Source organism: Kutzneria sp. CA-103260, from assembly GCF_018263855.1.
GTDB lineage: Bacteria > Actinomycetota > Actinomycetes > Mycobacteriales > Pseudonocardiaceae > Kutzneria.
Window position 1 is genome coordinate 6,161,289 of the sequence record NZ_CP073318.1, and the last position, 14,163, is coordinate 6,175,451.

The following is a 14,163-nucleotide window of genomic DNA, read 5'->3' on the forward strand; positions in this document are numbered from 1 at the left end:
CTCAGGCGAAGGCCACGCGGGTGATCCACGGGCCCCGCTCCGGGAACACCACGAACAGGTCGCTGACCTCGTCGACCGGCATCAGCGACCCGGTGGCCACGGCGTAGCGGCGGCAGTCGGTGGTCGGCGGCACCAGCACGGTGCCGAGCAGCCGGCCGTCCGGCGCGCCGGCCCTCAGCTCCACCGACACCGGCTCGTCGCCGTTGTTGGACGCGGTGACGCTCCAGGTCCGGCAGTCGCTCGGGTCGTAGCCGAGCAGGCCGAGCCATGCCCCGTCCTTGACCGCCGACACGACCGGCCCGGTCTCGCTGGAGATGTCGACCAGCGCCAGCCCCATCGACTCGTCGTAGCAGTGGGCCTTGACCGAGGTCCGGGCCAGCACCCGGGGCGGCAGCGTCTTGCCGTGCACGTCCAGCACGGCGCCGGCGACCGCTTTCGCCGACGAGCCGCCGACGAACACCTCGTGCAGCGCGGTCTCCACCACCCACTTGTCCCTGGTGACGTCCCAGAAGGACAGGTCGGCGGCGCGCAGCCGGAACGTGACGGTCACGCTGGAACGGGCCGGGATGAGCACCTTCCTGAAGTCCCGCAACACCTTCTGCGGCTGCCGGACCTGGGAGTTGAGCTGGCGGGTGTAGAGCTGCACGACCTCGTGGCAGTCGCGGAACCCGGTGTTGCGGACCCGAATCGTCACGGTGACGCTGCCCTCGGCGTCGATCACCCGAGCGCTCAGGTCCACGTCGTCGTACTCGAACGTGGTGTACGTCAACCCATGGCCGAAGGGGTACAGCGGCGGCGACTCCTGGTACATGTACGTGCTGCTGCTCTGGATCAGGTCGTAGTCCAGGGTGGGCGGCAGGTCCTCGTCGCCGCGCGGCCAGGTCTGCGGCAGCCGCCCGGACGGCGCGTGGTCGCCGAACAGGATCTCCGCGGTGGCCCGGTCGCAGGCCTGCCCCGGGTGCGCGCTCCACAGGATCGCCGGCAGGTAGGTGTCCTCCCAGCGCAACGCGTACGGGTAGCTGCTGCGCACGACCAGCACCACGTTCGGATTGGCCGCCCGCACCGCGCGCACCAGTTGGTGTTGCTGCGGCGGCAGTTCCAGCGTCGAGCGATTCCCGTCGTCCAGCGCGGGATCGCCGCCGACGGCCAGCACCACGACGTCGGCCTCGCGGGCCAGCGCCACCGCGTCGGCGATGCCGTGGGTCACCCGCTGCCACTCCAGCGGCTGACCGTCCACAGTGGTCACTTCGCCGTCCGGGCCGGTGACCGCGTGCACCACCATGGTCTCGGATTCCAGCGTGTACCGGCCGTGCCGCCACTCCGTGAGCTCGAACTCGCCGTCCAGCCCGGACACGGTGACGCGGTCCGATCCGCTCACGTGCTGGGCGGTGACGCGGCGGCCCAGCTCGGCCGCCAAGCCCTCGCCGTGCGGGCCGATGACCGCGAGCCGCATGCCCGGGCCGACCAGCAGCGGCAGCAGACCATCGTTGCGCAGCAACACAATCGACTCACGGGCGGCCCGCTGCGCCAGCTCCCGGTGGGCTTTGCGGTCCACGGTCACCGGACCGGAGCTGGACGCCAGCAGTTGCAGGCGCAGCATCAGCATCCGGCGGGCCGCGGCGGTGATCAGCGGCTCGGTGATCTCACCGCGGTGATAGGCCTCGGTCAGCTCCTCGACGGTGTCGCCGCCGCCCAGGAAGCCGTCGGCGCCGAGCCGCAGCGCCAGGGCCTGGCCGCCGGAGGTCAGCGGCCGGTCCGGCAGCTTCTCGCTCCAGATCGCCGCCTCGCCGTCGCTCCAGCCCCGCACCACGAACCGCACCAGCTGCGCGGCCAGCGCCGGATAGTCCTCCATCAGCTCCTGGGACAACACGACTCCGGCCCCGCCGCCGGTCTCGAACACAGCACGGCACACCGGCAGCTCGTACTCGTTGAACACCCGCAGGTTGAAGCCGGGAGCCACCGCACAGCGGCCCATGTCCACGTGCCGCAGCACCGGCACGGTCTTGGGATGCGCCCGCTCCGGACCGCGCATCCCCAGCGCGTACACCGCGGCGAGCTTGGAGCACAGCAGCGGATCCTCGGCGAACCTGCGGTCGTTGTCGGCCAGCCTCGGGTCGTAGGTCGGGTAGTCCACCGGGATCTCCCGCACCAGCCCGCCGGTCGCCCGGACCTCGTCGGCGACCGCGGCCCCGATCCGGGCCACCAGCTCCGGATCCCAGCTGCTGCCCAGGCCGAGCGGTTGCGGGAAGTCCGACTCGATGCCCGCGGTGGCCGGACGCAGCGTCAGATCGGCGGCCGGCAGGCCGAGCCGGGGCAGCGCGGGCTGGGCCTGCTGAGTGAGTTGGATCTTCTCCGCTAAGCTGAGCATCGCGACGAGATCATCGGCGACCTGTCGCGGGGTCGGTTCCTGCTGCGGGCTGGTGTCGGCGAGTCGGAACGTGGCGTGCCCCTTTCCTCGCCGCGGCACCCACCTGGATGGCAGGCCTGCCGGGACTCCGTTCGGCGGAGTAGCCGAGAACTTTTCACGCCGTCCTGACGATCGTCAAGGCGTTACCGACGGGTCACAGTCTGCGCAGGCCGGCCAGCACCCGGGCCAGCAGCGCCTCGTCGGGGCGGCTGTCTCCGGTGAAGACCGTCAGTACGCCCAGCTCGATGAGGTCGTCGATCAGGACACGGGCCACGCCCAGCGGCGCCGGCAGCGCGGCCGCGACCTCGGCGACCGAGCGGGTCTGCTCGCAGAGCTCCACGATGCGTCGGTGTTCCATGACGAGTACTACGTCAGGATTGCGCACGGAGATCAGTGTTTCCAGCCGCAGTTCCCGACTCGCCTCGGTGCGGCCGCCGGTCCGCGCGTAGGGGCGCACCAACGAGCTGGGTTCCTCGTCCCCGTCGAGATCGTCCCAGTCCAGGTCGTCGTCGGGATAGGCCGGGAGCGGGGGCAGTGCCGACTTGGGCGGCATCGGCAGCGCCTGGGTGCTCAGCGCCTCGCCCGGCTCGTCGGGCCCCAGCTCGTCGAAACGCGGATCGTCGACGGGCGGCTCGTCGGACGGCGCCAACTCCTCGGCGGGATCTCGCTGCCAGCGCCAGCGGGCCCGGGACGAGCCGAACCGGGCGCCGGTGCGCCCGACCTCCGGAGCCAACTCGTGCTGGCCGACCTCGCTCTGGCCCGGCTCCTCCGGTTCGGGTGTCTCCGGTTCACGCTGCGGCACGTCCGGTTCAACGTCCGCCCACCGGCCGCGGTTACGCGCCGATCCGAAGCGAGCTCCGGTCCGACCGACCTCCACCACGTGGCCCACGATAGGACCGTGACCGAGCTCGCACGTGTCGGACATGTTTCGACTCTGTTCGTTCCAGGTGAACCGTCCCGAGTTCAGGCTGCGGTCACGCGCCGGCCATCTCCGGCTCCTAGCGTCCGGCCCGCCGCAGCGGGTGTGCTGACCTGAGGAGACGTCGTGCACGAGCACCACCATCACCACCATCACCACGGCGACACGCCCGACTACGCCGACCTGTCCGTGCCGGAACGCGAACTGCGCCCGGTGGACGTGAGCCGGAGACGGTTCCTGCGCAACGCCGGCCTGCTGGGCGCGACGGTGGCCGGCGCGGGCGCGCTGACCGCCGGCACGGCCTCCGGAGCCCCCTCTGGGGCGAGCCCGACCTGGGACAGCCCCGGTCGCTATCAGTGGCTGGCCGGCGACCACCACATCCACACCCAGTACTCCAACGACGCCATGTACACCGTGGAGCAGCAGGTCGCCGGCGGCGTGCGCAACGGCCTGGACTGGATGGTCATCACCGACCACGGCTACCTGGCCCACGAGAAGTACGCGGTCCAGCAGACCTACGCCGACGTGCTGGCCTCCCGGCAGAAGCACCGCGGACTGCTGCTGTGGCAGGGCCTGGAGTGGAACACCCCGGCGGCCGAGCACGCGACGGTGTTCTTCGACTGCACCCGTGACGAAGCCCAGATGCTGCAGACGTTCGAGCAGCTGTTCGACGGCAACGTCAACGGCACCAACCCGAGCTCGCCGGCCAACGAGGCGATCGCGATCCAGGGCATCAAGTGGCTGGACCAGCAGGTCCGCAGCGGCAAGATCAACTCGGCGCTGTTCCTGGCCAACCACCCGTCCCGCAACGGCCGGCTGTCCCCGCACGAGCTGCGCAACTGGCGGGACGTGGCCCCGCACATCGCGGTCGGCATGGAGGGCTCCCCCGGCGCGCAGGCCGACAGCACGCCCGCGCCGCTGGGCAACGGCGCGGCCCGCGGCGGCTACTCCAACAGCCCCGGCGTGGACTCCTGGCCCGGCTACCCGCTGGAGCTGTACCGCACGCACGGCGGGTTCGACTGGATGACGGCCAAGCTCGGCGGCCTGTGGGACTCCATGCTGGCCGAGGGCAAGGGCTGGTGGATCACCTCCAACTCGGACTCGCACCGCAACTTCGGCGACACGCTGACCAGCCCGTCCCCGGACGCCGACTACAACGCCACCGGCAAGCACCTGGACCCGGTGGACTCCGGCACCAAGCACAGCTGGGCCGACTTCTGGCCCGGTCAGTACTCGCGCACGGTGGTCGGCGCCACCGACCGCAGCTACCGCGCGGTGATGGACGGCATCCGCAACGGCCGGGTCTGGGTCGCGATGGGCGGGCTGCTCGCCGGCCTGGAAGTGACGGTGTTCTCCGACGAGGGCGGCTGGCCGGTCACGCTGGGCGGCCGGACGACGGTCCGGCGCGGCGGCAATGTGACGGTGCTGGTGGTGGCCCGGCTGGCGACCCGGCCGAACGCCGGCGGGAGCGTGCCGAAGCTGGCTCGCATGGACCTGATCCAGGGCCAGGTCACCGGACCGGTCACGGATCGCGACACCTTCGCCACCCCGAACGTGCGCGTGGTGGAGTCGTTCGAGACGCGGCGCGGGTTCGTGCCGGTGGCGGTGTTCCAGCGCACCTTCCGCAACGTGCGCGACTCGTTCTACGTGCGGCTTCGCGGCACGGACGGAAACGTGCACGCGCCTGGTTCGATCGAGCCGCGAATGGACCCGGCCGACGGTGTGGATCCGTGGAGCGACCTGTGGACGTACTCGAACCCGATCTTCGTGGTCGTCGTCCGGTGACGCTGTTCGTGGTCGACGGCGGGCACCGGGACCGGCACGAGGCCGAGCACTTCGCTCTGGAACTGGCCCCGGCGGCCTCGCTGCTGTGCACGCACGTGGTGCGGGAACCGTCCCCGCACCATGCGGTGTGGTTGGAGCTGGACGGACCCGCGGACTACGAACCGGTGCGGGACCGCGAAGGCGGTCGCGCGTTCCGGTTCCCGGGGCAGGACGCGTTGCGCGGTTCGCTGCCGGTTCGGGAACTGCTGGCGTTGAGCGCGATCGACCGTGTCGTCGGCGTCGGTTGCACCGTCGCCAACGACACGGTCGTGGACACGCGGGACTACGTGCGCCCGGTCTATGCCGACGGGCTGCTCACGCTGCACGTCACGCCGGCGGCCGCGGACTCGGTCGTGCCGCTGGAGGTCGAGGGCGGCCACGTCTGCTGACGGCGCTCCAGCAGGCCTGAGGCCACTGCGACCGCGAGGCCGCCAAGGGCGAGCACCGCGCCGATCCAGCTCGGCGCGGTGTAGCCCAGGCCGGCGTCGATGGCCACGCCGCCGAGCCACGCGCCGAACGCGTTGCCGAGGTTGAACGCGGCGATGTTCGCCGTGGACGCCAGCGCCGGCGCGCCGTCGGCCTGCTGCATCACGCGAGTCTGCAGGCCCGGGACCGTGGCGAAGCCGATGGTGCCGAACAGCACCAGGGTGATCGCCGCCGGGATCTGGGCGTGCGCGGTGAACACGAAGACCACCAGGATCGCGGCCAGGGCGGCCAGGATGACGTACAGGCTGGGCATCAGCCTCCGGTCGGCCGCCTTGCCGCCGATCAGGTTGCCGATCACCAGGCCGACACCGAACAGCACCAGCAGCCAGGTGACCGCGCCGTTGGAGAAGCCCGCGACCTGGGTCATCATCGGCGCGATGTAGGTGAAGGCCGCGAACACGGCGCCGAAGCCCAGCGCGGTCATGGCCAGTGCCAACAGCACCTGCGGCCGCTTGAACACGGCCAGTTCGCCGCGCAGGCCGCGACCCGGCTCCAGCGGCTGCTTCGGCACCAGGAACGCCACGCCGAGCAGGCCGACCACGCCGAGCGCGGTGACCGCCCAGAACGTCGAGCGCCAGCCGAAGGCCTGGCCCAGGGCGGTGCCACCGGGCACGCCGAGCACGTTGGCCACGGTCAGGCCGGTGAACATCAGCGCGATGGCGCTGGCCTGCTTGGCCGCCGGGACCAGGCTGGCCGCGACCACCGAGCCCACGCCGAAGAACGCGCCGTGGGCCAGCGCCGCGACCACACGGCCGGTCAGCAGCAGGGCGTAGCTGTGGGCCAGGGCCGAGATCAGGTTGCCGGCGATGAACAGCACCATCAGGCCGAGCAGCAGGTTCTTGCGCGGGATCCGGTTGCCGGCGACCGTGAGCAGCGGGCCGCCGACGACCACACCCAGGGCGTAGCCGGAGATCAACAGGCCGGCCGTGGGAATCGTGACGTGCAGGTCGGCGGCGACCTCCGGCAGCAGGCCCATGATGACGAACTCGGTCGTTCCGATGCCGAATGCGCTGACCGCCAGGGCGAGCAGAGCGAGAGGCATGGCGTTCCTTCCGCAGTAGACTCTGAGTTAACAAGCTTCCGCAATAGTTGCAGACGCTTGATAATGTTGCACGCAAGGATGCTCGGGGCAAGCCGAGGAGGAGTGAGCCGTGACACTGGCCGACGAGGACGTCCGCCGCGCGCAGGGCTGGTGCACGCTGGCGGCGCTGCACAACCGGATCGAGGACCGGCTGGAGCGGGCGTTGCAGGCCTCGCACGAGCTGTCCGTGCGGGAGTACAGCGTGCTGCTGACGCTGTCCACGCAGCAGGAGCACCACCTGCGGATGAACCAGCTGGCCGACGCCGTGGTGCTCAGCCAGTCGGCCACCACCCGGCTGGTCAACCGGCTGGAGGACCGCGGGCTGCTGCGCCGCTACCTCTGCCCCACCGACCGGCGCGGCATCTACACCGAGGTCACCGAGGCCGGCTTCGCGCTGTTGGAGGCCGCGCGCCCGGTCAACGACGGCGAGTTGGAGCGGGCGCTGGCCGAGGCCGAGCAGAACCCCGAGTTCGCGCCGCTGGTCCGGGCGCTGACCGCGCAGGGGTGACTTCTACATATATGTAATAGGTGTTTCGCCGTAGATTGTCCCAATGCGACGCAGATCCGGGGAGCTCGAGTCCGAGGTGCTGGCGGCGCTGTGGGCGGCCGACGGGGCGCTGACCCCCGCCCAGGTGCAGGCCGAACTCGGCGACTCGCTGGCGTACACCACGGTGGTCACGATCCTGTCCCGCCTGCACGAGAAGGGCGTGGCTGCACGGGAGAGGCAAGGTCGGGCGTACGCCTACTCCCCAGTGCAGGACGAACCCGGGATTGTGGCCGGGCGGATGCGTAAGCTCCTCGACGCCGAACCGGACCGGCGCACTGTGCTGGCCCGGTTCGTGACCGATCTCAGCGAGGAGGACGAAGTGCTGCTGCGACAGTTGCTCGCGGACTCGGATGGATGACGGCGCGCTGGTGCCGCTGCTGGCGCCGATGCTGGCCTGGCTGCTGGTCGGATGCCGGTCGTGGCCGCCGCGCCCGACCAGCTGGCTGATCGCCGGGATCTCCGTGCTGCTGGCCGTCTCCAGCACTGCCACCCTCGCGGTCACCGCCGTGAACTCCTTCCTCAGTGGCGATCCGACCATGGGCCTGCTGCTGGCCGCCCTCTTTGCCGCCGCAACCGTTTCCACCGGTGTCGCCGGCTGGCACCGCCGGCTGGCCTGGCGGATTCCCGTTGACGGGCTGGCCATCCTGCCCGACGACGAGCCGCTGGCCTACGCCCTGCCCGGCGGCGTCGTCGTCTCCCGCGGCATGGTCCGGGCCCTGCACGCCGACCAGCGGCGGGCGTTGTTAGCCCACGAACGAGCCCACGTTTCCCTGCGCCACCACCGTTTTGTGCTGTTCGTCGACCTGGCCAGCGCCGCCCAGCCGCTGCTGTGGCCGCTGCGGGCCGTCGTCCGGTACACAGTGGAACGTTGGGCCGACGAGGTCGCCGCCACCGACACCGGTGACCGGGTGCTCACCGCCCGTGCCGTCGCCACCGCCGCCCTCGCCGCCCGCCACTCCCGGCTTTCCGTTGCCGCCCTTGGTGTTTCCGCCGGTCCCGTGCCACAGCGGGTCGCCGCCCTGCTGACCCCCGCGCGCCCCCGGTACCGGTTCCTGGCCCTGCTCACCCTGCTGGTCACCGCCTTCGTCGCCGCCGAAGCGCTCGAAGCGATGTACGACCTCTGGCGGCAGATTCAGACCCCATAACGACGCTGTCGCTGGCCGTAGCTCCGCAGCGCCCGGAGGAAGTCCACCTCCCGGAACGCCGGCCAGTACGCGTCACAGAAGTACAGCTCCGCGTAAGCGCTCTGCCACAGCAGGAAGTTGGACATCCGCTGCTCGCCGCTGGTCCGGATCACCAGATCCGGATCGGGGCGGCCGGCCGTGTGCAGCCGCTCGGTGATGTCGTCCATCGTCAGCTCGGCGGCGATGTCCCGGGGATCCCTGTCGGCGTTGGCGCACAGGTGTTCCCGGACCGCGTCCACCAGCTCCTGCCGGCCGCCGTACCCCACCGCCAGCGTCACGTGCCCCTCGACGCGGTCCCTCGTCGCCTCCACCGCCTGCTTCAACGCGTGAGCTGTGCTGTCCGGCAACACGTCCAGGTCGCCCGCCACATGCACCCGCCAGTGGCTGGTCCCCTTGGCCAGCCGCTCCGTCACCACGTCTTCGATCACCGCCATCAGGAACGCCACTTCGTCGTCGCCACGGCGCTGGAGGTTCTCCGTCGAGCACACGAACACCGTCACGTGCTCGATTCCCGTTGCCCGGCACCACGCCAGCACGTCGTCCACGTGCTCCGCGCCGTAGCGGTGCCCCAGGCTCGGTGACGCCATCCCCCGCTGCCGGGCCCATCGCCGGTTCCCGTCCATGATCAGCCCCACGTGCGCGGGCGCCGGCCCGGCGGCCACCCGCCGGCGCAGTCGACGGGTGTACAGGGCGTAGAGCGGTCCGGTCAGCCAGGAAGCCATGGGCCCCACCGAACCAGCCGCCGGTGGAGATTCCGGGGAGCAATCGTGAAGGCTTGCACACCAACTTTAGCGGCATTAATCTACTTCTGTCCCACTGTGCACGTTGGAGATGACCATGCGTGAGGAAACCGACCCGGTCGCGATGCTGGGACAGGCCGAGCAGGCGCAGGTCCGGATCCGCCGGGCCGGCCGCTGGTACCCGGCGCTGCTGGCCGGGTACGGCCTGTTCACCATCGGCATCGTGAGCTGGCTGCCGGCCGTGCGCGGGAACTGGTCCGGGATCGCGTTCAGCCTGGTCGCGGTGGCCGCGGTGGCCGCCATGAGCTGGTGGAAGTCCCGGCATGCGGTGCGTCCGACCAGCCGGCGGGCCGCGCTGCGCTGGGCGGTGCCGTGGACGGTGCTCTACGTCGCCGCGGTGACCTGGTTCGGGCCGACCTACCTGGACCACGTGGTGGGCTGGTGGGCACTGATGGGCGTGGTGGTGGCGATCCCGGTGTTCGCCGAGGCCGGCCGCGTCTGGCTGCGGGTGCGCCGATGACCCATCCCCGACACCAGCTCGACGAACGCATCCACACCCCGGTCCGGTTCTCGCTGATGGCCGCGCTGGCCGCCACCGGGGAGGCCGAGTTCAAGGCGCTGCGCGAAACCCTCGAGGTCAGTGAATCCCTGCTGTCCCAACACATCCGCGTGCTGGAAGGGGCCGGCTACGTCTACGTCCGCAAGGGCTTCGTCGGCAAGCGCCCCCGCACCTGGCTGTCACTGACCCCCGAGGGCCGGCAGGCCTTCGACGGTCACGTCGAGACGCTGCGGACCATCGTCGCCAGCACCCCCGTGACCCGGTCGGACCAGGCCTAGACGTCGCTGCCGATGCGGGGGAACGGCGTGGTGGAGAAGACGACCTCGACCGGCACCTCGAAGTACTCGGCGATGCGCAGCGCCAGGTAAAGGCTGGCGCTGTACTCGCCGCGTTCGAGATAGCCGACGGTCTGGTAGTGCACGCCCAGCGCCTCGGCGAGCTGGCGGCGGCTGATGCCCCGCTCGGCCCGCAGCATGGCGATGCGGTTGTGCACCGTCTCGGTCGTCCGTGCCTCACCCAACTCGCTGTGTCGCCTTTCCGATTCGGGCACCCGTGCCGCGCCGGGTCATCCGCCGCACCACGATCGGGGCCAGGACGATCCCCAGCAGGGCCCACGCGCCGAGGGCGGCGAAGGTCTGCCAAGCCCGCCACGAGTGTCCGATCTCCACCACCAGTGCCGAGTCGGGCAGCAGCGAGGAGCGCATTCCCAGGCCCAGCCAGTACATCGGGAACACCTGCGCGATCCACTGCACCCACTCGGGCAACACGGTGATCGGGAACAGGATGCCCGAGATGCCGGTCAGCGCCAGGATCGGGATGGCGATGACGCCGGCCGCCTTGGCGTTGGGGAACAGCGAGCCGAGCACGGCGCCGATGGGCAGGGTGGCCAGCAGCCCCAGCACGACCACCACCACGAACCTGAGCCAGCCGCCGGCGCCACGCGAGCCCACGTCGTCGAACAGCAGCAACGCGTACACCACCATGACCGCGATGCTGGCCAGCGAGAAGGCGGAGGCGGTCATGGTCCGCCCGGTCAGGTAGGCCGGCATGCCGTTGGGCAGCGCCTTGGCCCGCAGCAGCGTGCCGTCATCCCGGTCGGCGGCCAGCGCCGCGGTCATCAGCGTCAGGCCGCTGGAGCACAGGCTGGAGCCGAGCACGCCGGTCATTATCACCGCGCCCAGCGACACGGTGCTGCCGCCCACCGGCACGTAACGCAGGAACGCGATGACGACCATGAAAACAACCATCGGCAGGAACAGTTGGAGGAGTTCCGAGGGCGTGGTGAGCATGTGCCGCAGTTCGATGCGGCCGCGGACCAACCCGAGCCTGATTCCGTTCACCGGGTCACCTCCTCGAACTGGCGCACGGCCGCCTCGCCGGCGCCGGACTCGAAGTCCCGCACCAGCGCCATGTAGGTGTCCTCCAGACTGACCCGGCGCACCTCGACGTCAACGATCTCCTCGCCGTACTGAGCGAAAAGCTCCCTGGTGAACGCCGCCGGCTCGGTGCTGGCGTGCACGAACCGCTCGCCGTTGCGGGTCCACCGCACCTCGGCGGCGGCGTCCACCCGGCGCGACAGGGCGTCGGCCGAGCCGTCGGCGATCACCTTGCCGCCGGCCAGGATCAGGATCCGGTCGGCCAGCTTCTCGGCCTCGTCGAGGTCGTGCGTGGTGAGCACGATGGTGGTGTCCTCGAAGTCGGACAGCTCGTGCACGAAGTCGTGGAAATCGCGCCGCGACTCCGGATCGAAGCCGGCCGTCGGCTCGTCCAGGAACAGCAGCTCGGGCCGTCCGACGATGCCGACCGCCACGTCCAGCCGGCGGCGCTGCCCGCCGGACAGCGTGCTGATCCGCTGGTCGGCGTGCGCGGCCAAACCGACCCGCTCGATCAGCTCGCCCGTCGGCCACGGCGTGCGGTACGGCCGGTAGTACCGGGCGAAGTGCGCGAGCAGCTCGCTCACCCGCCAGTGGCGGTGGTCGCGCCAGGTCTGGAGCACGATGCCCAGCCTGGCGCGCCACCTCTCATCACCGCGCGCCGGATCGGCACCCAGCACGCTGACCTCGCCGGCCGAGCGCTTCCTGAATCCCTCCAGGATCTCGATCGTCGTGGTCTTGCCCGCCCCGTTCGGCCCGAGCAGGGCGAGCACCTCCCCCCGGTGGGCCTGAAACGTGACCCCGGTCAGCACATCGGCCGTGCCGTAGCGCATCCGCAGGTCACGAACGTCAAGCACGCTCATGAACCCCTCCCCTTGTCCAATGTCTCGGACAGAATGTAGCAGGTGTACTACATCCCGAGGAAGGGGTGCGACGAGCTCACATCTCTATTTCCTCCTGCGTGGCGTTGACCCGCCAGTAGCCGCTGAAGGCGATCATGTCCCGGGGCAGGCCGCGCTCGCCGATCAGGTGCCGGCGCAGCGCCTTGACCACCGAGGCCTCGCCGGCCAGCCAGGCGTACACCGGACCGGCCGGGAACTCGGCGTCGCGGACCGCGTCGACCAGTCCACCGTGGACCCAACGGACGTCGACATCGGCCGGGCCGACCAGCTCCTGCACCTCGCGCTCGTCGGCGACCTCGATGTAGGCCAACGCTTTCGCGCCGGCCGGCAGCGCGGCCAGCGAGGCGGCGATCGCCGGCAGCGCGCTCTGGTCGCCGGCGAACAGCCGCCAGTCGTACGGGCCGGGCTCGGCCAGCTGACTGGGCGACGGACCGAGCAGGCCGACCACGTCGCCGGGCTCGGCGGCCGCGGCCCAGCTCGTCGCCGGGCCGCCGTCCTCGTGCAGCAGGAAGTCGATGTCGATCTCGGACGCCTCGGCCCGGTGCTCACGCACCGAGTAGGCCCGCATCCACGGCCGGCTCGTCTCCGGCATCGCCATGAACGACCGGTACCAGCGCATCACGTCGCCGTCCCCGGTCGGCTGCGGCACCCAGGGCCGCGGCTCGCCGTTGCGCCCGAAGAACAGCTTGACCTGCTGGTCCGGCGCCACGTCGGTGAAGTCGGCCAACTCCGGCCCGCCGAAGGTGAGCCGACGGGTGCGCGGCGAGACCTGGCGCGCGCCGGTGACCGTGACCAGCTTGTACTGCTTCAGCATTGGCTTAGGTTAGCCTAAGCTAAAGTCGAGTGCAGCCGCTGTTCCAGCGCCGCCGCGTCCCCCGGCCAGTAGTCGATGCGAGGCCGGCCGTCCGAGCCCCGGCTGGTCACCGCCAGGTACCGGCCCGCCACCGTGTCCACCCAGCCGATGGACTGGCCCTCGACCAGGAACGAGCCGCCGCCCAGCCGTGGCCGGCCGTACGGCTCGCCGAGCGCGCCCCGCATCGGCGGCAGGTGGTCGACCAGCGTCGGCACGATCTTGTCGTTGGGCACGAAGTCGAACCGGACGCCCTCCTCCTGGCGGACCGCGAGCACCCCCTGGTCCACACCGAACACCGCCAGCGCGGCCAACTGCTCGTCACCGGACGTGCCCAGCAGGCCGATCGACGGCTCCCCGGTGCCGAACACCGTCAGCGTGTCGTGCAGTTCCGAGGCGACCCTGTTGTCCAGCAACAAACCCCGCTCCGCGAGACTCGCCGCCACCTCGGCCCGCAACGCGGTGCGGTCGATGCCGTTGCCGTAGTGCGGAAAGGTGAAGGGAAACCGGCGGAGCACGAGTCCCAACGCCTCCCCCAAGGCGTCGAGCTCGACAAACGTGCACTCCAGTGCCACGGCCGCCATCGTGACACGTGGGCGGCCGATCGTGGCGTGACTCTTTACTGTCCGAGCAGGAGGATCGCCGAACCCGTCGCCACCACCCCGATCAGCGCCCCGACGATCGTCTGCGCCACCGTGTGCTCCCGCAGCGCCACCCGGGACCAGCCCACCGCCGCCACCGCCGCGAAGCCCAGCGCCCACCACGGGCTGATCAGCGCCGCGAACGCCGTCACGGCCCCGCTGCCCACCGCCGCGTGCACGCTCACCTTCCAGGCCAGCGTCACCAGGAACAGCGGCACCAGCACCGTCATCATCGCGATCAGCGCCCCGACCAGGATCGGCGGCGCCCCCAGCAGCGCGAACAGCGCGATGCAGCCGCCCACCGACACCATCACCAGCGGGATCACCACCAGGCGGGCCTGCCTGGTCCGCACGTGCGGGTCGTGCCAGCTGCCGCGGGCGATGCCCAGCCGGATCACCACCCCCGGCACCACGCCGGCGAACACCACCGCCAGCAGCGCCCAGGCCAGCCCGGTCGGGCCGCCGGCGCGCCAGCCGATCACCACCAGCCCGGCGACCACCACGTTCTTCGGGTCCAGCACATCACTGACCGCCTTGGCGAGCCTCACGCTGCTATTTTGGCGCGCGTTCCGCGCGCGGCTCGGCCCCCGGGTAGCCGACGCCTCGCCCTTGCCAGATTTCGCCCGCCGCATCCAGCTCGGGTGGTGGGC

The 14,163-nt window shown here is 71.0% G+C and carries 17 protein-coding genes; 7 read left to right on the forward strand and 10 right to left on the reverse strand.

The features are described from left to right. Window position 1: 1 nt before the first annotated feature. Window positions 2–2,368 carry a glycoside hydrolase family 3 protein gene (locus tag JJ691_RS26915; RefSeq protein ID WP_211762423.1) on the reverse strand — a complete coding sequence of 789 codons (2,367 nt, stop codon included), beginning with the start codon at window positions 2,366–2,368 and terminating at the stop codon, window positions 2–4. Window positions 2,369–2,561: 193 nt separating this feature from the next. Further along, window positions 2,562–3,287 (reverse strand): DUF742 domain-containing protein, encoded by a 726-nt coding sequence (locus JJ691_RS26920; protein ID WP_211762424.1) that lies wholly within the window; start codon window positions 3,285–3,287, stop codon window positions 2,562–2,564. A 165-nt stretch (window positions 3,288–3,452) separates the two neighbouring features. On the opposite strand from JJ691_RS26920, the gene JJ691_RS26925 reads away from it, so the two are divergent. Both JJ691_RS26925 and JJ691_RS26930 read left to right on the forward strand, forming a co-directional pair. Continuing rightward, window positions 3,453–5,111, forward strand: coding sequence for a PHP domain-containing protein (locus JJ691_RS26925; RefSeq protein ID WP_249227034.1), 1,659 nt, complete (start codon window positions 3,453–3,455; stop codon window positions 5,109–5,111). Next, complete coding sequence (locus JJ691_RS26930; protein ID WP_211762425.1) at window positions 5,069–5,539, forward strand: hypothetical protein; 471 nt, start codon at window positions 5,069–5,071, stop codon at window positions 5,537–5,539. The genes JJ691_RS26925 and JJ691_RS26930 overlap by 43 nt, the downstream gene beginning before the upstream one ends. Here JJ691_RS26930 and JJ691_RS26935 read toward each other — a convergent pair. Continuing rightward, complete coding sequence (locus tag JJ691_RS26935; RefSeq protein ID WP_211762426.1) at window positions 5,449–6,678, reverse strand: MFS transporter; 1,230 nt, start codon at window positions 6,676–6,678, stop codon at window positions 5,449–5,451. The two genes, JJ691_RS26930 and JJ691_RS26935, sit on opposite strands and share 91 nt — an antisense overlap. 109 nt (window positions 6,679–6,787) lie before the next feature. Here JJ691_RS26935 and JJ691_RS26940 point away from each other — a divergent pair, with 109 nt between their 5' ends. Genes JJ691_RS26940 through JJ691_RS26950 form a run of 3 tightly spaced genes read left to right on the forward strand, consistent with a single transcriptional unit; the run spans window position 6,788 to window position 8,409 of the window. Continuing rightward, window positions 6,788–7,225: a MarR family winged helix-turn-helix transcriptional regulator gene (locus JJ691_RS26940; protein WP_211762427.1), complete on the forward strand. Its 438-nt coding sequence runs from the start codon at window positions 6,788–6,790 to the stop codon at window positions 7,223–7,225. 43 nt (window positions 7,226–7,268) lie between these two features. Further along, window positions 7,269–7,622 carry a BlaI/MecI/CopY family transcriptional regulator gene (locus tag JJ691_RS26945; RefSeq protein ID WP_211762428.1) on the forward strand — a complete coding sequence of 118 codons (354 nt, stop codon included), beginning with the start codon at window positions 7,269–7,271 and terminating at the stop codon, window positions 7,620–7,622. Beyond that, window positions 7,615–8,409, forward strand: coding sequence for a M56 family metallopeptidase (locus JJ691_RS26950; protein ID WP_211762429.1), 795 nt, complete (start codon window positions 7,615–7,617; stop codon window positions 8,407–8,409). Before JJ691_RS26945 ends, JJ691_RS26950 begins: the two co-directional genes overlap by 8 nt. On the opposite strand, the gene uppS is transcribed toward JJ691_RS26950, so the two are convergent. Beyond that, window positions 8,397–9,170 carry a polyprenyl diphosphate synthase gene (uppS, locus tag JJ691_RS26955; protein ID WP_211762430.1) on the reverse strand — a complete coding sequence of 258 codons (774 nt, stop codon included), beginning with the start codon at window positions 9,168–9,170 and terminating at the stop codon, window positions 8,397–8,399. The two genes, JJ691_RS26950 and uppS, sit on opposite strands and share 13 nt — an antisense overlap. A gap of 115 nt (window positions 9,171–9,285) precedes the next feature. Here uppS and JJ691_RS26960 point away from each other — a divergent pair, with 115 nt between their 5' ends. Both JJ691_RS26960 and JJ691_RS26965 read left to right on the forward strand, forming a co-directional pair. Then, entirely contained in the window at window positions 9,286–9,708 is a 423-nt protein-coding gene (locus JJ691_RS26960; RefSeq protein ID WP_211762431.1) for a hypothetical protein, read from the forward strand. Beyond that, window positions 9,705–10,025 carry a winged helix-turn-helix domain-containing protein gene (locus JJ691_RS26965; RefSeq protein ID WP_211762432.1) on the forward strand — a complete coding sequence of 107 codons (321 nt, stop codon included), beginning with the start codon at window positions 9,705–9,707 and terminating at the stop codon, window positions 10,023–10,025. The genes JJ691_RS26960 and JJ691_RS26965 overlap by 4 nt, the downstream gene beginning before the upstream one ends. Here JJ691_RS26965 and JJ691_RS26970 read toward each other — a convergent pair. The 6 genes from JJ691_RS26970 to JJ691_RS26995 all read right to left on the reverse strand — a co-directional run bounded on the left by JJ691_RS26970 (window position 10,022) and on the right by JJ691_RS26995 (window position 14,061). Further along, window positions 10,022–10,222, reverse strand: a complete 201-nt coding sequence (locus JJ691_RS26970) for a helix-turn-helix transcriptional regulator (RefSeq protein WP_211771738.1) — start codon at window positions 10,220–10,222, stop codon at window positions 10,022–10,024. The genes JJ691_RS26965 and JJ691_RS26970 overlap by 4 nt on opposite strands. Window positions 10,223–10,259: 37 nt before the next feature. Next, window positions 10,260–11,087 (reverse strand): ABC transporter permease, encoded by an 828-nt coding sequence (locus tag JJ691_RS26975; RefSeq protein WP_249227035.1) that lies wholly within the window; start codon window positions 11,085–11,087, stop codon window positions 10,260–10,262. Continuing rightward, window positions 11,084–11,983, reverse strand: coding sequence for an ABC transporter ATP-binding protein (locus JJ691_RS26980; RefSeq protein WP_249227036.1), 900 nt, complete (start codon window positions 11,981–11,983; stop codon window positions 11,084–11,086). The genes JJ691_RS26975 and JJ691_RS26980 overlap by 4 nt, the downstream gene beginning before the upstream one ends. Window positions 11,984–12,059: 76 nt before the next feature. Beyond that, window positions 12,060–12,836: a siderophore-interacting protein gene (locus tag JJ691_RS26985; RefSeq protein ID WP_211762433.1), complete on the reverse strand. Its 777-nt coding sequence runs from the start codon at window positions 12,834–12,836 to the stop codon at window positions 12,060–12,062. 14 nt (window positions 12,837–12,850) lie between these two features. Then, window positions 12,851–13,447, reverse strand: a complete 597-nt coding sequence (locus JJ691_RS26990) for an ESX secretion-associated protein EspG (protein ID WP_211762434.1) — start codon at window positions 13,445–13,447, stop codon at window positions 12,851–12,853. Between the two features lie 44 nt (window positions 13,448–13,491). After that, a complete protein-coding gene (locus JJ691_RS26995; RefSeq protein WP_211762435.1) occupies window positions 13,492–14,061 on the reverse strand; it encodes a hypothetical protein in 570 nt (189 codons plus the stop codon). Window positions 14,062–14,163 lie beyond the last annotated feature (102 nt).